The sequence below is a fragment of the Mycobacterium sp. E3339 genome (assembly GCF_001666915.1).
Taxonomy (GTDB): Bacteria; Actinomycetota; Actinomycetes; order Mycobacteriales; family Mycobacteriaceae; genus Mycobacterium.
Map to the genome: position 1 here is coordinate 15,570 of NZ_LZIZ01000258.1, position 19,532 is coordinate 35,101.

Genomic DNA, 19,532 nt, shown 5'->3' on the forward strand with positions numbered 1-19,532 from the left:
CTAGACCTTCGCGATCACGTTCTCGGCGAACATCTCCAGATTGCGGATCTTGGTCTCCAGCGGCTCGGTGTCCTTGCCCTTGATGTAGGGAATGCGGAAGCCGACGATGGCGTCGGTGACGCCCTTGTCCTCGAGGCGTTTGATGCCGTCGACGGTGTAGGCGTCGACCGAGATGACGTGAATCTGGAACGGCCCGGTCTTGCCGGCTTCCTCCCGATACCGCTTGAGCTTGGCGATCAGCCCGTCGAGTTCCTCCGGGTCCCCGCCGCCGTGCATCCAGCCGTCCAGCCGCGCGGCGCGGCGCAGCGCCGCGTCGGCGTGCCCACCGATCAGGATCGGGATCGGCTGGGTGGGCGCCGGCGTCATCTTGGTCTTCGGGATGTCGTAGAACTCGCCGTGGAACTCGAAGTAGTCACCCGTGGTGAGGCCCTGAATGATCTCGATGCATTCGTCCATGCGCTTGCCGCGCTTGGCGAACGGGACACCCAGCAGCTCGTAGTCCTCCGGCCAGGGGCTGGTGCCGACGCCGAAACCCACCCGGTTGTTGGTCATCGCCGCCAACGAGCCGATCTGCTTGGCCACCAGCGCCGGCGGCCGGATGGGCAGCTTGAGGACGAAGAAATTGAAGTGCAACTTCGTCGTCACCGCGCCCAAAGCCGCTGTCAGCACGAAGGTTTCGATGAACTCCTTGCCGTCCAGAAATTCGCGGTCGCCGTCCGGCGTGTACGGGTACTTCGAGTCGGACTCGAAGGGATAGGCGATGCTGTCGGCGATCGTCATCGCGTGATAACCCGCCGCCTCGGCCGCCTGGGCCAGCGGGATGTAGTACCGGTGGTCGGTCATCGCCTCCGCGTAGGTGAACCGCACGTCATCCGCCTTCCTGGAACGGGTCTTCACACGAGATTAGAACGTGTTCTAGTTCTACCCGTGCGCGGGTTCCCAGACAATAAGGCGTCAGAGCTGGTTTTCGGGGCCGATGACCGCCCACACCGTCTTGCCGGACGAGGTGGGGGTGCTGCCCCACGCCCGGGACAACGCATCGACGATCGCCAGGCCGGAGACGTCGATGCCGGGGCCCGGCGACGGCAGCCGCAGGGCTGGGGCGTGGCTGCTGTCGGACACCGCGATGGTCGCGGTCGCGCCGTGGCTCTCGATCCGCATCACGGGCATGCTCGCGGTGTGCTCCAGCACGTTCTCGACGAACACGTTGACCACGACTAGCGCGACGGGGATGAGCGTGGACTGCGACCAGGCGGTCAGCCATTCGCGGACCAGGCGCCGTGATTCGCGCAGGCTGGTCAGGTCGGCGGGCAGCTGCGCGTCGGCGCGGCGCACCGCACGCCGGCTCTGCTGACCCAGTGCCTTCATCGCCGCCTTCTCGGTCGAGTAGACCGGCATGAAGTAGGCGACGCCGCTGCGGGCGATCGCCTCGCGGGTGCCGCGGTGCGCGCAGACCAACACGATCGGCACATTGGGGTTGCTGCGGACTTGCCAGTGCGCCCCGATGAAGGTCGACCACGCCAGTTCGGCTATCACCTTGAGCGCCGAGATGTTGACGACGACGGCGGCGGGTTCGTCCAGCGTGGCCTGCAGGATGTGGTCGCGCAGGGCCGCGGAGTTGGTGGTGTCGAGCACGCCGTCGACGGTCAGCACGGTGACCGATTCGTCCGTCCGCGTCGCGACGGCCAGCGTGCTGGGGGACTCAGCTACCGAGCTCGCCACCGCGACCCCTCTCCATGGCCGGACCGCGTGGTGTCGAGGCGCTCGAATACCCGGGCGGGCGACGACGGATGGGACGTCGCAACGCGGCTGCCCACCTGGGTCCTGCCGTCGGGTTCCATCGCTGCTCCTCGAATCGCTGCCGGGCCGACTGCTTGAGTATCCGCCCTCAGCGGCAAAAGTCTAATTCGGGTGCAGCGGCCAAGACGCCAACGGAAAGAGCAGCCCACGGGCGCGGCGCCCCGAGCGCGCGACGCAGGGGGCGCGGTATGAGTGAGGCGCGTGCGAGTCCCCACCCGTTCGAGGCCCCCGCCTCTACCGCACCGAACATATCGTTCGAATTCGCTGCGCAGCACGCGCACTCGCCGGGGTTACCCCGTCGCGGGGGTCCCCAAACGCCCGGAAAATATCGCGATAAGCAGGCGAAAAGGGGTCAGCGGGATGCGTACGGCGGCGCGCCCACGCCGGCGATCGAGTGCGTGCCCCACGGCGTTTGTTCGACGATGCGCGCGGCGGCGCTGCGCCGGCCGACCGTCAGCGTCGCGGTCCTTGCTTGCTTGAGCGCATCGTCGGGCAGCGGCCGCGACGGCGAACCGGACACCGTTCCCTGCCAGTGGTAGCGGCCGTCGATCGGGTCGAGATGGCCGGCGAGCCGCACCCGGACCGGATGACGCGCGCCGGCGATCTCCAGCGTCGCCGCCCCGTCATAGGTGTCGTCGCGCTCGGGTGCGCTCGCCGACACGTCGAAGACCGCCGCGGCCGCGGGAGGCCGGTCGGGTGCCAGCTGGGCGCGGTCGTTGAACACCCGCAGGCTGCTGGCGCGCACCTCGATGCGGCTGCTGGACGTGCGCTCCATCAGCCGCAGGCACTCGGCGAGGTAGCGGGCCTGCGCGTCGGTGTCGGGGCCGGTGAGGAAGAAGTAGTTGGGAAATCCGCACACCGCCACCCCGTAGAACGGCTCCATGCCGTCGCGCCACGCCCGCCGGAGGGTCAGCCCGCCGGAACCGACGAGGGCTCGATCGGGCAGTTCGTCGGCGATCGAGAACCCGGTGCCGTAGACGATCGCGTCGAGGTGGTGCTCGACGCCGTCGCGGCTGCGCAGGCCCGTCGCGGTCACCGCGTCGATCGCCGAACTGGCCACCTTGACCGTTGGGCGCGCCGGCCGGATGCGGCGCCGCAGCCAGCGTTTGGCGCGGGTCGGCCACCGCGGGAGTTCGGTGACAACGCGGCGCGGCGAGTGCGCGAAGACGGTGACCGACGCCGCCGATTCGATCAGCCCGCGGATGTGGTGGCCGGCCGTGGCGTCGACGCCGACGACGGCGATGCGCTTGCCGGACGCATCGAAATCCGGGTCCCAGGCGGCGGCGTGAAACGACGCGCCAAGGAACTCATCGCGGCCCGCGATGTCCGGCAGCCAGGGCACGAACGGCGCCGGGCCGGCGGCGACGACGGCCCGCGCCTGCACGTCCTCCCCGTCGGCCGTGGTCAACAGCCAGGTATCGGTGGCGTCGTCGAACGTGCATTGGACCGCCGAGGGGACGACGACGAAGTCGGTGAGGCCGGCCGCCAGCAACGCCGAGCGGGGGCCGTCGGGCGCGCCGAGGACGGCGATCGGGTGGCGGGGCTCGCCGGGGCCGGGCGGCCGCGTCACAGAAACCTGCTGCGCTTCCAGCCGCGGCGTGCGAGGGGGCCCAGCAGCCCCACTTCGGTCAGGAACGCCGCCAGCGGGGCGAAGCCGGCGACCTGCATGTCGCGGCGATGCGGGCTGGTCCGCGCGGCCCGCCGCGCCCGCTTCGGGTCCAGGCCCGTGCGCGCGTACGGGATGGGGTTGCTGAACAGGTAATTGAAGAAGTACCCGCCCAGCCCGTTGATGTTGGCCATGAACCACCGGTTGAGGCGCGGCATCTCGGCGACGCGCTTGCGCGCGCCGTCGCGGGCGAACTGGATGTGGCGCGCTTCCTCGGTGACGTGAATTCGCATGAGCCGCTGGATGATCGGCTGTAACTCCGGGTCGTCCATCATCTGCCGCTGCAGCGAATCGAAGATCTCCTCACCGATCAGCGCCGCCACCCACAGCATCGAGCCGCGCTGGAAGGCCAGGGGCAGCGCGTTGATGATCGTGCGGTGAAACCGCCCGGGGCGCACCGGCTTTGCGCCAATGCGCTCGATGGCCTTACCGAACATGACCATGTGTCGGGTCTCGTCGCCGAGCTCGGTCAGCTTGTAGTGCGTCGACCGGCTGGTCGGGTCCTCGTGCAGGATCGTCCGCAGCAACGACTGATTGAGCATGTTCTCGAACCAGATCCCGGCCGACAGGGTGTTGACCAACTCCTGACGCGACAGCTCGATCTGCTGTTCGCGGGTCATCTCGTCCCACATCGGCGTGCCGTACAGCGACACCAGCCGAGGCGGCAGGTAGAACTTGTCGGGATCCAGCGGGGCGTCCCAGTCGATGTCGACGACCGGCTCGTAAGACTTCTTGACCGAGCCCTTCAGCAGACGCTCCGAGAACTCCTCCCGGCTGGGCCCATCCGGTTTTACCGCAGTAGTCATTCTCGCTGGCGTCCCTTCATTGGGTGCTGCAGACGGTACCCATGGTACTGGGTACTTTTGGTCCCGACTAGGCCCTTTCGATATCGATTCGGCAATCTGGGCTCAGCGAGGAGGAGGTTTTCGTGGGCCGGCACATCCACGTCATCGGCATCGGCGCCGGCGACCCCGACTACCTGACCGTCCAGGCGATCGAGGCGCTCAACGACACCCAGGTGTTCTTCGCGATGGACAAGGGCGAGCGCAAGAGCGACCTGGTGGCGCTGCGCCGGGCCGTCTGCGCCCGATTCATCCGCGAGCCCGGCTACCGCTTCGTCGAGCTGCCCGACCCCGAACGGGCGACCGACGCCGACTACCGCGAGGCGGTTTCGGACTGGCACGCGGCGCGGGCGCGGGTCTGGGCAGCGGCCATCGCCGCCGAACTGGGACCCGACGGCGTCGGCGCCTTCCTGGCCTGGGGCGATCCCTCGCTCTACGACAGCGCGCTGCGCATCCTGGACGCCGTCGGTGCGCAGCTCGACTTCACCTTCGACGTCATCCCCGGAATCACCGCGGTGCAGGCGCTGACCGCCCGGCACCGCATCCCGCTCAATGAGGTCGGCGAGCCGGTCCTGATCACCACCGGCAGGAAGCTGCGCGCGCACGGGCTGGCCGGCTCCGCGGTCGTCATGCTCGACGCCGAGTGCTCCTTTGCGGCGTGCCCGCCCGACACCCGGATCTGGTGGGGCGCCTACCTGGGCACCGACGACGAGCTGTTGGTGGCGGGAACGATCGGCGAGGTCGCGACGCGCATCGCGGAGCTGCGGGCGCAAGCCCGCGCGCGGCACGGCTGGATCATGGACACCTATTTACTGCGACCGGCAGACTGAAGAGCGTGCCCGAACTGCCCGAGGTCGAAGCGCTGGCCGACCATCTGCGCCGCCACGCCGTCGGCCTGACGATCGGACGCGTCGACGTCGGCGCGCTGTCCGTGCTGAAAACCTTCGACCCACCCATCAGCGCGCTGCACGGCCAAACCGTGACGGGAGCCCACCGCTGGGGCAAGTACCTCGGACTGCAGGCCGGCGAGCTGTACCTGATCGCACACCTGTCGCGGGCGGGGTGGTTGCGGTGGTCGGAAAAGCTGGCCGCCGCGCCGCTACGACCGGGTAAGGGCCCGATCGCGCTGCGCGTGCACCTGGGCACGCCCGGCGAGGCGCCCGGTTTCGACCTCACCGAGGCCGGCACCCAAAAGCGGCTGGCCGTCTGGCTCGTCGACGATCCGCAGCTGGTGCCGGGGATCGCCGCCCTCGGGCCCGACGCGCTGGAACTCAGCGCCGACGACCTCGCCGGCCTGTTGGCCGGAAACACCGGGCGGATCAAGACCGTCATCACGGATCAGAAGGTGATCGCCGGCATCGGCAACGCCTACAGCGACGAAATCCTGCACGTCGCCAAGATCTCCCCGTTCGCCACCGCGGGCAAGCTGACCGACGAGCAGCTCGCCACGCTGCACGACGCGATGGTGTCGGTGCTGCGCGACGCGGTGACCCGCTCCGTGGGCCAGGGGGCGGCCACGCTCAAGGGCGAGAAGCGTTCCGGCCTGCGGGTGCACGCCCGCACCGGCCTGCCCTGCCCGGTGTGCGGGGACACCGTGCGCGAAGTTTCCTTCGCGGACAAGTCTTTTCAGTACTGCCCCACCTGCCAGACCGGGGGCAAGGTGCTGGCCGACCGGCGGATGTCGCGGCTGCTCAAGTAGGCGGCGGCCCGCGAGTTGACACCTGTCGATATGCTGCCCGGGTGACTCGTCAGAAGATCCTCATCACGGGAGCCAGCTCCGGACTGGGCGCCGGCATGGCTCGCGCCTTCGCCGCCAAGGGCCGCGACTTGGCGCTGTGCGCCCGGCGCACCGACCGGCTCGACGAGCTGAAAGCCGAACTGTCGCAAAAGTATCCGGGCATCAAGATCGCCGTGGCCGCGCTGGACGTCAACGACCATGAGCAGGTGCCCAAGGTCTTCGGCGAACTGCGCGACGAGCTCGGCGGGATCGATCGGATCATCGTCAACGCCGGCATCGGCAAGGGCGCGAAGCTCGGCTCGGGCAAGCTGTGGGCCAACAAGGCCACCATCGAGACCAATCTGGTGGCCGCACTGGTGCAGATCGAGACCGCGCTGGAAATGTTCAACGACGCGGGCTCGGGCCACCTGGTGCTGATCTCCTCGGTGCTCGGCAACAAGGGGGTGCCGGGCGTCAAGGCCGCCTACGCCGCGAGCAAGGCCGGGCTGAGCTCGCTGGGTGAATCCCTGCGCGCCGAATACGCCAAGGGCCCCATCAAGGTTTCCGTCATCGAGCCCGGCTATATCGAGTCGGAGATGACCGCCAAGTCCAACAGCACAATGCTGATGGTGGACAACGAGACTGGTGTGAACGCGCTCGTCGCCGCCATGGAACGCGAGCCCGGCCGGGCGGCGGTGCCATGGTGGCCGTGGGCCCCGCTGGTGCAGGTGATGCGGGTGCTGCCGCCCCCGCTCACCAAGTGGTTCGCCTAGCTGGTGCGGCCGCGTTCGGTCCGGTAGCGGCGGACCAGCGCGTCGGTCGAGCTGTCCGACTGCGGCGCCGGTGAGTCGTCCGACGTGATCACCGGCAGCAGCGCCTTGGCCTGCGTCTTGCCCAGCTCGACGCCCCACTGATCGAACGAATCGATGCCCCACACCACGCCCTCGGTGAAGACCTGGTGCTCATAGAGCGCGATCAGCTGGCCCAGCACCGACGGCGTGAGGCGGTCGGCCAGGATCGAGGTCGTCGGCCGGTTGCCGGGCATCACCTTGTGCGGCACGATGTCGGCCGGCGTGCCTTCGTCGGCGATCTCCTCGGCGGTCTTGCCGAACGCCAGCACCTGCGTCTGGGCGAAGAAGTTGCTCATCAGCAGGTCGTGCATGCTGCCGGTGCCCTCGACGGTGGGCAGGTCGTCGAGGGGCTGGCTGAAGCCGATGAAGTCGGCCGGCACCAACCGGGTGCCCTGGTGCAGCAATTGGTAGAACGCATGCTGGCCGTTGGTTCCCGGCTCGCCCCAGAAGATTTCGCCGGTGTCGGTGGTGACGGGCGTGCCGTCGGCGCGGGTGGATTTGCCGTTGGACTCCATGGTCAGCTGTTGCAGATACGCGGCGAACCGCGCCAGGTCGTTGGAGTAGGGCAGCACCGCGCGTGACTGCGCGCCCATGAAGTTCGAGTACCACAGCCCGATCAGCCCCAGCAGCGCGGGCGCGTTCGATTCCAGCGGGGCGGTCTTGAAATGCCGGTCCACGATGTGGAATCCGGACAGGAAATCGGCGAAGGCCTCCTTACCGATGGCCGCCATCACCGACAGGCCGATCGCCGAATCGACCGAGTACCGTCCGCCGACCCAGTCCCAGAAGCCGAACATGTTGTCGGTGTTGATGCCGAAGTCGTCGACCAGGCGCTTGTTGGTGGAAACCGCCACGAAGTGCTTGGACACCGCGGCGTCGCCGAGGGCGTCGGTGAGCCAGCGGCGCGCGGCGGTCGCGTTGGTCAGCGTTTCCAGTGTGGAGAACGTTTTCGATGCGACGATGAAAAGCGTTGTGGCAGGGTCTAAGTCGGCCAGGGTGGCGATCAGGTCGGCCGGGTCGACGTTGGAGACGAACCGGGCCGAAATCCCGGCGTCGGCGTAGTGGCGCAGCGCCTGGTAGACCATCACCGGACCCAGATCCGAACCGCCGATGCCGATGTTGACCACCGTGCTGATTCTTTTCCCGGTCGCCCCGGTCCATTCACCGCTGCGTAACCGGTCGGTGAAGTCGCCCATCCGGTCGAGTACCTCGTGCACGTCCTCGACCACGTTGTGGCCGTCGACGATCAGCTCGGCGTCCCGGGGCAGCCGCAGCGCGGTGTGCAGCACCGCCCGGTCCTCCGAGACGTTGATGTGGGCGCCGGCGAACATCTCGTCGCGACGCTCTTCGAGGTTAGCCGTCCGTGCCAGATCGATCAGTAGCCGCAGCGTCTCTCGGGTGATGCGGTGTTTGCTGTAGTCGATGTAGAGGTCGCCCACCGAGACGGTGAGGTCGCGGCCGCGGTCGGGATCCTCGTCGAACAACTGGCGCAGATGGGTCGCGCCGATTTGTTCGTGATGCCTGCGCAGGGCGTCCCACGCTGGGGTGGCGGTGATGTCGGGGAGGCTTTGCAGGGAGGTCATGCTTTCGACCCTAGTGACGGTCGCAAGCGCGGCGTAGCCGGGCGCGGTGGGCCGTCACCATTGAAGCTAGTGACGGTCGCAAGCGCGGCGTTGGGGGCACCTCCCGCTTGCGGGGGACCGGGCGCGGCGGGCCGTCACCATTGAACCTAGTGACGGTCGCAAGCGCGGCGTTGGGGGCACCTCAGTGGCCGAGCCGGCCCCTGCCCAACCTCAGCAGCAGGATCGCGAGGTCCTTGCCGTCGGGACCCAGCTCGCTGTAGCGCTCGATCACCTTCATCTCGCGGCTGTGCACGAGCCGCGTGCCGCCGGACGCCATCCGTACCTTGCCGATCGCCTGCGAAACCTCGGTGCGCCGCTTCACCGCGGCGAGGATCTCGGCGTCCAACCGGTCGATCTCGTGGCGCAGGTCGTCGATGCTCAACTCTTCGGCGGCGGTCTGTGGGGTTTCCACCGTGTCAACCTTCATCTCTGCTAACTCCGCATTGTCGGGATGTGGGGGTTGTGGTCTCATCCGGTTTCGGGCCTCACAAAAGAGACGAGCCCCGATTTCGCCGAAGCGGACCACGGGGCTCTGGTGAAGCAGCTAGACCACGGGGACCGCGAACCGGTACCCGTAGAAAAATCGGCGGCAGTTCGGGGTGAAGGCCTGCCGACGGCACTGCGCGTTGAGCACAAAACGAGTGTGCCACTAAAAACGGCTTACACGCAAAAATGTATGCGTGAACTGGTGATTACATCCGGGCGCCGCGCGGCGTCCGAGGCCGCCTTCCGCGGGCGCCGCGGTGGCGTGCCGTTCTGGATTCCCTTAACAATGCGCGAAGTTCGCGCCCATTTCGATTCCACCCCGTCAGCGCCCGCGAGAAACTCGGATGCGTTTAGCGCGGCTTTTTGTACTCGCGTGTAATTGCGTCGCCAATTTGAAAGGGCCGAGCATTACCACGCGAAACACGCCATTTCCGATGGGCGGATTTGGCGGGCGAAGGCCGCTCGTGGCACTAGCCTGGTCTCACGCCTGGGCGCGTTGCGTCGGTGGGCGGCGGTAAGTTTGGACCAACATGAGTGTGTACGTAACCGATCCCAATCTGGCCTCCGAAGCAGATCAGCTGCTGGAAGGCCTCAACCCGCAACAGCGCCAGGCGGTGGTGCACGAGGGTTCGCCGCTGCTGATCGTGGCCGGGGCGGGCTCGGGCAAGACCGCGGTGCTCACCCGCCGCATCGCCTACCTGATCGCGGCGCGCGGAGTCGGGGTCGGCCAGATCCTGGCCATCACCTTCACCAATAAGGCCGCCGCGGAGATGCGCGAGCGGGTGGTGCGCCTGGTGGGCAACCGGGCCCGCGCCATGTGGGTGTCCACCTTCCACTCGACGTGTGTGCGGATCCTGCGCAACCAGGCGTCGTTGATCGAGGGCCTCAACTCCAACTTCTCCATCTACGACGCCGACGATTCCCGCCGGCTGCTGCAGATGATCGGGCGGGACATGGGGCTCGACATCAAGCGCTACTCGCCCCGGCTGCTGGCCAACGCCATCTCCAATCTGAAGAACGAGCTGATCGATCCCGCGGACGCCGTGGCCAAACTGACGGATGAGTCCGACGACCTGGTTCGCACCGTGGCCTCCGTGTACGGCGAATACCAGCGGCGGCTGCGCGCGGCCAACGCGTTGGACTTCGACGACCTGATCGGCGAAACCGTCGCCGTGCTGCGGGCCTTCCCGCAGATCGCCCAGCACTACCGGCGCCGATTCCGCCATGTCCTCGTCGACGAATACCAGGACACCAACCATGCGCAGTACGTCCTGGTGCGCGAACTCGTCGGTCACGGCGTCACGGAATCGGCCGACGATGTGCCCCCGGCGGAGTTATGTGTGGTCGGCGACGCCGATCAGTCGATCTATGCCTTCCGCGGCGCCACCATCCGCAACATCGAGGACTTCGAGCGCGACTACCCGGACGCGACAACCATTCTGCTGGAACAGAATTACCGCTCGACGCAGAACATCCTCTCGGCGGCCAACTCGGTGATCGCCCGCAACTCCGGGCGCCGGGAGAAACGGCTGTGGACCGACGCCGGCGCCGGCGAGTTGATCGTCGGCTACGTCGCGGACAACGAGCACGACGAGGCCAGGTTCGTCGCCGAGGAGATCGACGCGCTCGCCGACCGCGGCGAGATCACCTACAACGACGTGGCGGTGTTCTACCGCACCAACAACTCGTCGCGGTCGTTCGAAGAGGTGTTCATCCGCGCGGGCATTCCGTACAAAGTCGTTGGGGGAGTGCGCTTTTACGAGCGCAAGGAGATTCGCGACATCGTCGCCTATCTGCGGGTGCTGGACAACCCCGGCGATGCGGTCAGCCTGCGGCGCATCCTCAACACCCCGCGCCGTGGCATCGGGGATCGCGCCGAGGCCTGCGTCGCGGTGTACGCCGAGAACACCGGCGCCAGTTTCGCCGACGCGCTGGTGGCCGCCGCCGAAGGCAAAGTGCCGATGCTGAATTCGCGCGCGGAGAAGGCGATCGCCGGTTTCGTCGAACTGCTCGACGAGCTCAGGGGCCGCCTCGACGAGGATCTCGGCGACTTGGTCGAGTCGGTGCTGGAGCGCACCGGATACCGCCGCGAGCTTGAGTCCTCCACCGATCCCCAGGACCTGGCCCGCCTGGACAACCTCAACGAACTCGTCAGCGTCGCACACGAATTCAGCACCGACAGGGCCAACGCGGCCGCGTTGGACGAGTCGTTGCAGGCGCCCGACGACGAAGACGTGCCGGACACCGGTGTGCTGGCGGAGTTTCTGGAGCGGGTTTCGCTGGTTTCCGACAGCGACGACATCCCCGACGACGGCGCCGGCATGGTCACCCTGATGACGTTGCACACCGCCAAGGGTCTGGAGTTCCCGGTGGTGTTCGTCACCGGCTGGGAGGACGGCATGTTCCCGCACATGCGGGCGCTGGACGATCCGACGGAACTGTCCGAGGAGCGGCGGCTGGCCTACGTCGGCATCACCCGCGCCCGCCAGCGGCTCTACCTGAGCAGGGCCATCGTCCGGTCGTCTTGGGGGCAGCCGATGCTGAACCCGGAATCGCGCTTCCTGCGCGAGGTTCCGCAGGAACTCATCGAGTGGCGGCGCACCGCGCCGGCCCCGTCGTTCAGCGCGCCGGTGAGCGGCGCGGGCCGATTCGGCGCGCCGCGCGCCGCGCCTACCCGGTCGGGCGCGGGCAAGCGCCCGCTGCTGGTGCTCGAGCCCGGCGACCGGGTGACGCACGACAAGTACGGGCTGGGCCGCGTCGAGGAAGTGTCCGGGGTGGGCGAATCGGCCATGTCGCTCATCGACTTCGGCAGCGCGGGGCGGGTCAAGCTGATGCACAACCACGCCCCGATCAGCAAGCTCTAGCAGCCGCGGGCGCCGGGCCCGCTAGGCCTCCAGCCAGCGCTTGGTTCGCGGGTGCAGGGCCAGCACCACGCTGGCGATCGGCAGGAGCGGCAGCAGGTGCACGATCCACGCGACCCGGGCGCCGGCGATGAACACCCCGATGTAGGTCAACACCGCGACCACCGCGCCGACCACGATGAGCCAGCGCCCAAAGGGCCGGCGCTGCAGCAACATGATCACGCCCGAAATGGTGGCCGCGGCGAACACCAGGGCCAGAAACGCGACGGCGGTGCAGAACAGCCGGTCGGACCGCCACCAGCCGGCGATCAGGTCGGTCGCCACCACCGAGGTCGCCCAGCCGCTGACGATGCTGACGGCGCAGGCGGCGGCGGCCGTCCGGCCGCCCGGCTCGCCCGCCAGAGCGGGTCGGGGCCCGGCGCCGGGAGCGGCATAGGGCGGCGGTTGCGGCGGAATATGGGTGGTCGGTGACTCCGGCGCGATGGGGAGCGGTCCGGTGGGTGCGCGGCGGATGATCCGCGTCTTGGAGTCCGACGGCGACGTGGACTCGGGCGGTTGCGGACCGGGAGGTGGCTGGTTCGGCGCGGTCACCTCAACCAGCGTAGTTACCGACCATAAGACCCCGCTTAGCCAACCATGGCACGGGATCGATGCGTTCGGTGCCGCCCTGGAGCACCTCGAAATGCAGGTGCGGACCGGTGGAGTTGCCCCGGTTGCCCATGGTGGCGATCTGGTCGCCGGCCATCACGCGCTGGCCGACGCTGACGAGGGTGGTGTTGACGTGGCCGTAGAGGGTCACCGTGCCGTCGACGTGGCGCAACTTGACCAGCGCCCCGTAGCCGGCGGCGGGACCGGCATCGATGACCACGCCGTCGGACACCGCGTAGATCGGCGTCCCGATGGAGTTGGCCAGGTCGATGCCGGCGTGCAGCACCCCCCAGCGGTAACCGAAGTTGGAGGTGAAGATGCCCTTGGTCGGCATCACGTACAGCGGCTGCTGCAACCGCGCCTCGCGCTGGGCGCGGTCGTTGGCGAACGCGACGCCCTTGGCGAGCTCCTGGTTGTGCAGCGCGGCGGTCGCGGCCGGCTCGAGGGCGACCACCTGGGCGCCGCGAATGGTGTTGTTGCCGGAGCCGCCGGTGAGCGCCGACGCGTTCGCGGTCAGCACGGCCTCGGTCTTGGGGGTGTCGGCGTGGCTGGTGGCGGTGTGGGCCGCAGCGGCGGCGGCGCCGGCGGCCATCGCGGAGATCAGCAGGCGACCCCGGGCCGCGCTGGTCGGTTGCTTGCGATGCTGCCCGCCCTGCCGTGCCACCCCGACCACGTCGGTGGTGTGCGCGCGTCCGAGCCGCGGCGCGGCGGCGGATGCGATGACCACCCGCGGCAGCACCTCGGTCACGGGTGCGGCCAGCCACCGGGGGGACGGTTCGTCGTCGTCGTTCAGGTCGTCGAGCTCGGGGGCCAGCAGCACCTGCGCCGCGTTGTCGAACGTGGAGTCGTTGCTGTAGTCGAGGTCGCCGAGATCGCCCGCCTCGTCACGCCAATCGAGGTCGTCGAAGTCGAAGCCGTCGAGTGGGAGGATTTCGGTGACTTCGTTCCGATGGGGCTCGATACCCCGGCCGCCGGCGGCACGACCAACCCTCACCACGCCTGCTGTTTCGGCAGCAAAAGGTGCCAAACGGTGCTGGGACAAGCTGAAATGTCCTCGTATCGTGACCATAACGTTATCTGGACCCTAGGACGGTATCCGCTGACTCGCGGAACTGGCAACCTCGTCGCGCAATCCGGTCGAAATTGTGATTTGGGTCACGAACCGGGTACGCCGTTACGCCGTGAGCTGTGCCACATCGCCGGACGCGCCCGTAAGAGCCGGTTGGCCAGTGGATACAGTTCGTCCGTGCGAGTTGCCGAACGCGGCACCGCCCATCAAGAGGCCTAGCAGTTGAGTCGAGCGAAGACAGAGAGCCCATGGACCTTTTCGAGTATCAAGCCAAAGAATTGTTCGTCAAGCACAACGTACCGACCACGCCGGGGCGGGTGACCGACACCGCCGAGGGCGCGAAGGAAATCGCAACCGAGGTCGGCGCGCCGGTAATGGTCAAGGCGCAGGTCAAGGTTGGTGGGCGCGGCAAGGCGGGCGGCGTCAAATACGCGGCGACCCCGGACGACGCCTACGAACACGCCAAGAACATCCTCGGTCTCGACATCAAGGGCCACGTCGTCAAGAAGCTGTTGGTCGCCGAGGCCAGCGACATCGCCGAGGAGTACTACATCTCCTTCCTGCTCGACCGCGCCAACCGCACCTACCTCGCGATGTGCTCGGTCGAGGGCGGCATGGAAATCGAGGAGGTCGCCGCCACCAAGCCCGAGCGGCTGGCCAAGGTCCCGGTGGACGCCGTCCAGGGGGTCGACCTGGCGACCGCGCGCTCCATCGCCGAACAGGGCCACCTGCCCGCGGAGGTGCTCGACGCCGCCGCGATCACCATCCAGAAGCTCTGGGAGCTCTTCGTCGCCGAGGACGCGACGCTGGTCGAGGTCAACCCGCTGGTGCGCACCCCCGACGACCGCATCCTGGCGTTGGACGGCAAGGTCACCCTGGACGCCAACGCCGACTTCCGCCAGCCCGGCCACGCCGAGTTCGAGGACCGCGACGCAACCGACCCGCTCGAGCTCAAGGCCAAGGAGCACGACCTCAACTACGTGAAGCTGGACGGCGCCGTCGGCATCATCGGCAACGGCGCGGGCCTGGTCATGTCGACCCTCGACGTCGTCGCCTACGCGGGCGAGAAGCACGGCGGAGTGAAGCCGGCCAACTTCCTCGACATCGGTGGCGGTGCGTCGGCCGAGGTGATGGCGGCGGGGCTGGACGTCATCCTGAACGACAAGCAGGTCAAGAGCGTGTTCGTGAACGTGTTCGGCGGCATCACGTCGTGCGACGCCGTCGCCAACGGCATCGTGACCGCCCTCAACATGCTCGGTGACGAGGCCAACAAGCCGCTCGTGGTGCGGCTGGATGGCAACAACGTCGACGAAGGCCGGCGCATCCTGGCCGCGGCCAACCACCCGCTGGTGATCCAGGCCGACACGATGGACGCCGGAGCCGACAAAGCCGCCGAGCTGGCGAACAAGTAAGGGAGCCAACACATGTCGATCTTCCTGAACAAGGATTCCAAGGTCATCGTCCAGGGCATCACCGGCGGCGAGGGCACCAAGCACACCGCGCTGATGCTGAAGGCCGGCACTCAGGTGGTCGGTGGCGTGAACGCGCGCAAGGCGGGCACCACGGTCTCGCACGTCGACCCAGTCGGCAAGGACGTCGAACTGCCGGTGTTCGCCACCGTCGCGGAGGCGATGAAGGAGACCGGCGCCAACGTTTCCGTGGTCTTCGTGCCGCCGAAATTCGCCAAGGACGCGATCATCGAGGCGATCGACGCCGAGATCCCGCTGCTGGTCGTCATCACCGAGGGAATCCCGGTGCAGGACACCGCTTTTGCGTGGGCCTACAACGTCGATAAGGGGCAGAAGACCCGCATCATCGGGCCGAACTGTCCGGGCATCATCACGCCGGGCGAGGCGCTGGCGGGTATCACCCCGGCCAACATCACCGGTCCGGGACCGGTCGGGCTGGTGTCCAAGTCGGGCACCCTGACCTACCAAATGATGTACGAGCTGCGCGATTTCGGGTTCACCACGTCGATCGGTATCGGCGGTGACCCGGTGATCGGGACGACGCACATCGACGCCATCGAGGCCTTCGAGAAGGACCCCGACACAAAGGTCATCGTGATGATCGGCGAGATCGGCGGGGACGCCGAGGAGCGGGCCGCCGACTACATCAAGGCCAACGTCTCCAAGCCGGTCGTCGGCTATGTCGCGGGATTCACCGCGCCGGAGGGCAAGACGATGGGCCACGCCGGCGCCATCGTGTCCGGCTCGTCGGGCACCGCGGCCGCCAAGAAGGAGGCCCTGGAGGCGGCCGGCGTCAAGGTCGGTAAGACCCCGTCGGAGACCGCGGCGCTGGCCCGGGAGATCCTGCAGAGCCTGTAGTTGCCCACTGGGACCGTGGTCAGATCGCGAATCCGCGAACTGGCCACGGTTTCGTTTCGGCCTCAGCCATCCGTTAGCCTGTCGAACTAACAGTTGCCAGGAGGTTCGTCATGCCGGTGGATCCGCGTACTCCGGTGCTCGTCGGGGTCGGCCAGTTCACCGAGCGCATCGATGATCCCGACTATCGGGGCATGTCGGCGGTCGACCTCGCGACCGCGGCCGCGCGAGCGGCTCTTGCGGATGCCGGCGCCAAAGGCGTCGCCAAGGCCGTCGACACCGTCTTCGGGCTGCGGCAATTCGAGATCTCCGGACCGATGCCGGCGACGCTGGGCAGGTCCAACAACTACCCGCGTTCGGTGATGAACCGGCTGGGCGGCGACCCAGCCCGCGTGGTGCTCGAACCGGTCGGGGGGCAGGGTCCGCAGAAGCTTGTCACCGAGGCGGGCAATGCCATCGTGGCCGGCGACGCCGAAGTCGTGCTGATCATGGGCTCGGAGCCGGGGTCGACGGCTCGTTACTTCGCCAACCGTGATGACAAGCCCGACTTCACCGAGCACGTCGAGGGTCAGCTGGAGGACCGGGGTCACCAGATCTCCAGCTACATCGACGAGTACACGATCCAGCACGGCCTGACCGGCGCCCCCGTGCAGTACGGGCTTCTGGAGAATGCCCGCCGCGCCCGCCTTGGGCGCAGCGTGGCCGACTACCGGCGCGAAATGGCCGAACTGTTCGCCCCGATGTCGAAAGTGGCTGCCAAGAACCCGTTTTCGTCATCACCGGTCGAGCGGTCGATCGAGGAGATCATCACGATCACCGACGACAACAGGATGATCAGTGACCCGTACCCGCGTCTGCTCGTCGCCCGCGATCAGGTCAATCAGGGCGCCGCGGCGGTGTTGATGTCGGTCCAGGCGGCGAGGAGCCTCGGGGTGGCCGAGGACAACTGGGTCTATCTGCACGGCCACTCGGACATGGTCGAGCAGGCGATGCTCGATCGCGCCGACCTGGGCGCCAGCCCGGCCGCCGTCCATGCGGCGCGCGAAGCGCTGCGGGTGGCCGGAATCGGCGTCGACGACGTCGCCACCTTCGATCTGTACAGCTGCTTTCCGTTTCCGGTGTTCGTCATCTGCGAAGCCCTGGGCATCGCCGGCGACGACCCGCGCAGCCTGACCCTGACCGGCGGATTGCCGTATTTCGGCGGCCCCGGCAACAGCTATTCGCTGCATGGTATCGCTGAGACGGTCGCCCAGATGCGGGACAGGCCAGGGCAATTCGGGTTCGTCGGCGCCAATGGCGGCATCATGAGCAAGTACTCGGTCGGTATTTACTCGACCACGCCGGTGGACTGGCGCAGCGACAACTGCGCGGAGCTGAGAACGCAGATCGCCGCACTCCCGAAGGTCGCCGTCACGAAGAAGGCCGACGGTGCGGCAACCATCGAGACGTACTCCGTGCGCTACGACTGGCCGGTCCGCACCGGCATCATCGTCGGCAGGCTCGCCGCGGACAACACGCGATTCATGGCCACCACCGACGACGACGATCTCGTGGCGTTGATGTGCGACGGCGACCCCCTCGGCGCGGAGATCTTCGTGTGGTCAACCGACAACGGCAACCGGGCTTCGCTGGGGTAGGCCCGGCCGTGGTTTATGCCTCGCGGATCCGACCCGGCGTCAGACCAGGGCGGCCAGCTTGCCGGCCAGCCGCTCGACGTAGGCGGCGACCTCGTCCTCCGAGCGGTCCGGTAGGCCGAACAGCACCTCGGTCACCCCGAGCTCGGCCCACTTGGCGAGCTTCTCGGGCACCGGCTTGAAGTCCAGCGCCACGATCTGCGGGGCGCCGTCGCGGCCGGCCGCCGCCCAGGTGTCCTGCAGCAACTTCACCGGCTCGTCGATGTCGAAGTCGCGCGGGGTGGTGATCCAGCCGTCGGCGCTGCGGGCGATCCATTTGAAGTTCTTCTCCGTGCCGGCCGCGCCGACCAGCACGGGAATGTGGGCCTGCACGGGCTTGGGCCACGCCCAGCTCGGCCCGAACTTCACGAACTCGCCGTCGTAGGCGGCCTCCTCCTTGGTCCACAGCTCGCGCATCGCCTCGATGTATTCGCGCAACATCGTGCGGCGCCGGGCGGGCGGCACGCCGTGGTCGGCGAGCTCGTCGGTGTTCCATCCGAATCCGACGCCGAGGCTCACCCGCCCGCCGGACAAATGATCGAGCGTGGCAATGCTTTTCGCCAACGTGATCGGGTCATGTTCGACGGGCAGCGCCACCGCGGTGGACAGTCGCACCCGCGACGTCACGGCGCAGGCCGCGCCCAGGCTTACCCATGGGTCTAGTGTCCGCATGTAGCGGTCGTCGGGCAGCGATTCGTCACCCGTCGTCGGATGGGCCGCCTCCCGCTTGACCGGGATGTGGGTGTGTTCCGGCACGTAGAAGGTGGTGAAGCCGTGTTCGTCGGCAAGCTTCGCGGCCGCCGCCGGGGAGATGCCACGGTCGCTGGTAAAAAGCACAAGCCCGTAATCCATGCAGAGAATTAGAACGTGTTCTACCTCCGCGGAGCAAGCGGCCGCCCTGACGGCATGGATCGGTGCCCAAGCCGGTGGTCACGGCGCGGGCGTTCGGAAGTGCGCTAGCGTGGTTGATCGATCGCGTCGCGACGCACCCGCCGGGCACGGCGGTTACGGAACGGCGCGCCCGCAAGCACAGCGCCGCGATGCAACCGCGGTGGCCGCACCGGCACTTCAAAGGCACAGCAACAGGAGGAGCCAATGACCTACTCGCCCGGTAGCCCCGGATACCCGCCCGCGCAGCCCGGCGGCTCCTACACCGGCGGCACGCCGTCGTTCACCAAGGACGACGACGGCACGTCGAAGCTCCCGCTCTACCTGACCATCGCGGTGGTAGTGCTGGGCCTGGCGGTGTATCTGCTGAACTTCGGGCCGACGTTCACCATCGGCGCCGACCTGGGCCCGGGCGTCGGCGGACGCGCCGGCGACGCGGGCACCGCCGTCATCGTCGCGCTCCTGGCCGCGCTGCTCGCGGGGCTGAGCCTGGTGCCCAAGGCCAAGAGCTACACCGGAATCGTCGCGGTCATCGCGGTTTTGGGTGCGTTGTTGGCCATCACCGAGACGATCAACCTGCCCACCGGCGTCTCGATCGGCTGGGCGATGTGGCCGCTGGTGGCGTGCAGCGTGCTGCAGGCGATCGCCGCCGTCGTCGCCGTCCTGCTGGAGGCCGGCGTCATCACCGCGCCGGCACCCCGGCCGAAATACGACCCCTACGCCCAGTACGGCCAGTACGGGCAGTACGGCCAGTACGGCCAGCAGCCCTATTACGGTCAGCAGCAGTCGCCCCAGCACCCCGGCTACGGATCGCAGTACGGCGGCTACCAGCCCAGCCAGGCCCCGACCCAGACCGCGGTGCAGACCGGCGGCTTCGGCGCCCAGCCGCAGTCGGGCCCCCAGCCGGCCGCGCAGCAGGGACCCAACACGCCGCCCACCGGCTTCCCCAGCTTCAGCCCGCCGCCCGCGGCCGGTTCCGAGGGTTCGGCGCCCAATTACTCCGGACAGGGCGGCGGCCAGCAGCCCTACGGCCAGGAGCAGCAGCCGCCCTCGTCGCCGTCTGGTCCAGCGCCCTCCTAACCGTG

Annotated in this window: 17 protein-coding genes and 1 pseudogene; 9 read left to right on the plus strand and 9 right to left on the minus strand. The window is 68.1% G+C overall.

The window, feature by feature from the left end:
* From A5702_RS24950 to A5702_RS24965, 4 genes are all read right to left on the minus strand, one after another.
* Entirely contained in the window at nucleotides 1-867 is an 867-nt protein-coding gene (locus A5702_RS24950; protein ID WP_055402690.1) for an LLM class flavin-dependent oxidoreductase, read from the minus strand.
* A gap of 87 nt (nucleotides 868-954) precedes the next feature.
* Nucleotides 955-1,722, minus strand: a complete 768-nt coding sequence (locus A5702_RS24955; RefSeq protein ID WP_231633805.1) for an STAS domain-containing protein — start codon at nucleotides 1,720-1,722, stop codon at nucleotides 955-957.
* A 430-nt stretch (nucleotides 1,723-2,152) separates the two neighbouring features.
* Nucleotides 2,153-3,142 (minus strand): DUF4873 domain-containing protein, encoded by a 990-nt coding sequence (locus tag A5702_RS24960; RefSeq protein WP_231965212.1) that lies wholly within the window; start codon nucleotides 3,140-3,142, stop codon nucleotides 2,153-2,155.
* 224 nt (nucleotides 3,143-3,366) lie between these two features.
* Nucleotides 3,367-4,272 (minus strand): diiron oxygenase, encoded by a 906-nt coding sequence (locus A5702_RS24965; RefSeq protein ID WP_055402692.1) that lies wholly within the window; start codon nucleotides 4,270-4,272, stop codon nucleotides 3,367-3,369.
* A 122-nt stretch (nucleotides 4,273-4,394) separates the two neighbouring features.
* On the opposite strand from A5702_RS24965, the gene cobF reads away from it, so the two are divergent.
* The 4 genes and pseudogenes from cobF to A5702_RS24980 all read left to right on the plus strand — a co-directional run bounded on the left by cobF (nucleotide 4,395) and on the right by A5702_RS24980 (nucleotide 6,798).
* Nucleotides 4,395-5,138, plus strand: a complete 744-nt coding sequence (gene cobF / locus A5702_RS24970; protein ID WP_067822048.1) for a precorrin-6A synthase (deacetylating) — start codon at nucleotides 4,395-4,397, stop codon at nucleotides 5,136-5,138.
* 5 nt (nucleotides 5,139-5,143) lie between these two features.
* A pseudogene (locus A5702_RS27115) lies at nucleotides 5,144-5,386 on the plus strand (DNA-formamidopyrimidine glycosylase family protein); the annotation flags it as partial.
* 150 nt (nucleotides 5,387-5,536) lie between these two features.
* A complete protein-coding gene (locus A5702_RS27120) occupies nucleotides 5,537-6,007 on the plus strand; it encodes a zinc finger domain-containing protein (RefSeq protein ID WP_231633807.1) in 471 nt (156 codons plus the stop codon).
* Between the two features lie 41 nt (nucleotides 6,008-6,048).
* The gene (locus A5702_RS24980; RefSeq protein ID WP_067822052.1) at nucleotides 6,049-6,798 is read left to right on the plus strand and encodes an SDR family oxidoreductase; all 750 of its coding nucleotides are present in this window, start codon (nucleotides 6,049-6,051) and stop codon (nucleotides 6,796-6,798) included.
* Here the strand turns inward: A5702_RS24980 and pgi are convergent.
* Together pgi and A5702_RS24990 are read right to left on the minus strand one after the other, a co-directional pair.
* Nucleotides 6,795-8,459 (minus strand): glucose-6-phosphate isomerase, encoded by a 1,665-nt coding sequence (pgi, locus tag A5702_RS24985; RefSeq protein WP_055402701.1) that lies wholly within the window; start codon nucleotides 8,457-8,459, stop codon nucleotides 6,795-6,797. The two genes, A5702_RS24980 and pgi, sit on opposite strands and share 4 nt — an antisense overlap.
* A gap of 181 nt (nucleotides 8,460-8,640) precedes the next feature.
* Complete coding sequence (locus tag A5702_RS24990) at nucleotides 8,641-8,970, minus strand: chorismate mutase (protein WP_082459827.1); 330 nt, start codon at nucleotides 8,968-8,970, stop codon at nucleotides 8,641-8,643.
* A 544-nt stretch (nucleotides 8,971-9,514) separates the two neighbouring features.
* Here A5702_RS24990 and pcrA point away from each other — a divergent pair.
* Nucleotides 9,515-11,848 carry a DNA helicase PcrA gene (pcrA, locus tag A5702_RS24995; RefSeq protein WP_068224691.1) on the plus strand — a complete coding sequence of 778 codons (2,334 nt, stop codon included), beginning with the start codon at nucleotides 9,515-9,517 and terminating at the stop codon, nucleotides 11,846-11,848.
* Nucleotides 11,849-11,869: 21 nt separating this feature from the next.
* On the opposite strand, the gene A5702_RS25000 is transcribed toward pcrA, so the two are convergent.
* Together A5702_RS25000 and A5702_RS25005 are read right to left on the minus strand one after the other, a co-directional pair.
* A complete protein-coding gene (locus tag A5702_RS25000; protein ID WP_067822058.1) occupies nucleotides 11,870-12,436 on the minus strand; it encodes a hypothetical protein in 567 nt (188 codons plus the stop codon).
* 1 nt (nucleotide 12,437) lies between these two features.
* Nucleotides 12,438-13,487, minus strand: a complete 1,050-nt coding sequence (locus A5702_RS25005) for a M23 family metallopeptidase (protein ID WP_156669747.1) — start codon at nucleotides 13,485-13,487, stop codon at nucleotides 12,438-12,440.
* Nucleotides 13,488-13,810: 323 nt separating this feature from the next.
* On the opposite strand from A5702_RS25005, the gene sucC reads away from it, so the two are divergent.
* The 3 genes from sucC to A5702_RS25020 all read left to right on the plus strand — a co-directional run bounded on the left by sucC (nucleotide 13,811) and on the right by A5702_RS25020 (nucleotide 17,523).
* A complete protein-coding gene (sucC, locus tag A5702_RS25010; protein WP_068224698.1) occupies nucleotides 13,811-14,974 on the plus strand; it encodes an ADP-forming succinate--CoA ligase subunit beta in 1,164 nt (387 codons plus the stop codon).
* Between the two features lie 12 nt (nucleotides 14,975-14,986).
* Nucleotides 14,987-15,889, plus strand: coding sequence for a succinate--CoA ligase subunit alpha (gene sucD / locus A5702_RS25015; RefSeq protein ID WP_055402714.1), 903 nt, complete (start codon nucleotides 14,987-14,989; stop codon nucleotides 15,887-15,889).
* 110 nt (nucleotides 15,890-15,999) lie between these two features.
* A complete protein-coding gene (locus tag A5702_RS25020) occupies nucleotides 16,000-17,523 on the plus strand; it encodes an acetyl-CoA acetyltransferase (protein WP_068224701.1) in 1,524 nt (507 codons plus the stop codon).
* Nucleotides 17,524-17,562: 39 nt separating this feature from the next.
* On the opposite strand, the gene A5702_RS25025 is transcribed toward A5702_RS25020, so the two are convergent.
* Nucleotides 17,563-18,411 carry an LLM class F420-dependent oxidoreductase gene (locus tag A5702_RS25025; RefSeq protein WP_067822066.1) on the minus strand — a complete coding sequence of 283 codons (849 nt, stop codon included), beginning with the start codon at nucleotides 18,409-18,411 and terminating at the stop codon, nucleotides 17,563-17,565.
* A gap of 243 nt (nucleotides 18,412-18,654) precedes the next feature.
* Here A5702_RS25025 and A5702_RS25030 point away from each other — a divergent pair, with 243 nt between their 5' ends.
* A complete protein-coding gene (locus tag A5702_RS25030; RefSeq protein ID WP_055402720.1) occupies nucleotides 18,655-19,527 on the plus strand; it encodes a DUF5336 domain-containing protein in 873 nt (290 codons plus the stop codon).
* Nucleotides 19,528-19,532: the final 5 nt, after the last annotated feature.

Excerpts from the sequence above, each read along its gene's own strand:
- A5702_RS25020 (WP_068224701.1), top strand. The coding sequence starts at position 16,000 with ATGCCGGTGGATCCGCGTACTCCGGTGCTCGTCGGGGTCGGCCAGTTC.
- sucC (WP_068224698.1), top strand. The coding sequence starts at position 13,811 with ATGGACCTTTTCGAGTATCAAGCCAAAGAATTGTTCGTCAAGCACAAC.
- A5702_RS24965 (WP_055402692.1), bottom strand. The coding sequence starts at position 4,272 with ATGACTACTGCGGTAAAACCGGATGGGCCCAGCCGGGAGGAGTTCTCG.
- sucD (WP_055402714.1), top strand. The coding sequence starts at position 14,987 with ATGTCGATCTTCCTGAACAAGGATTCCAAGGTCATCGTCCAGGGCATC.
- pcrA (WP_068224691.1), top strand. The coding sequence starts at position 9,515 with ATGAGTGTGTACGTAACCGATCCCAATCTGGCCTCCGAAGCAGATCAG.
- pgi (WP_055402701.1), bottom strand. The coding sequence starts at position 8,459 with ATGACCTCCCTGCAAAGCCTCCCCGACATCACCGCCACCCCAGCGTGG.
- A5702_RS25025 (WP_067822066.1), bottom strand. The coding sequence starts at position 18,411 with ATGGATTACGGGCTTGTGCTTTTTACCAGCGACCGTGGCATCTCCCCG.
- A5702_RS25030 (WP_055402720.1), top strand. The coding sequence starts at position 18,655 with ATGACCTACTCGCCCGGTAGCCCCGGATACCCGCCCGCGCAGCCCGGC.
- A5702_RS24990 (WP_082459827.1), bottom strand. The coding sequence starts at position 8,970 with ATGAGACCACAACCCCCACATCCCGACAATGCGGAGTTAGCAGAGATG.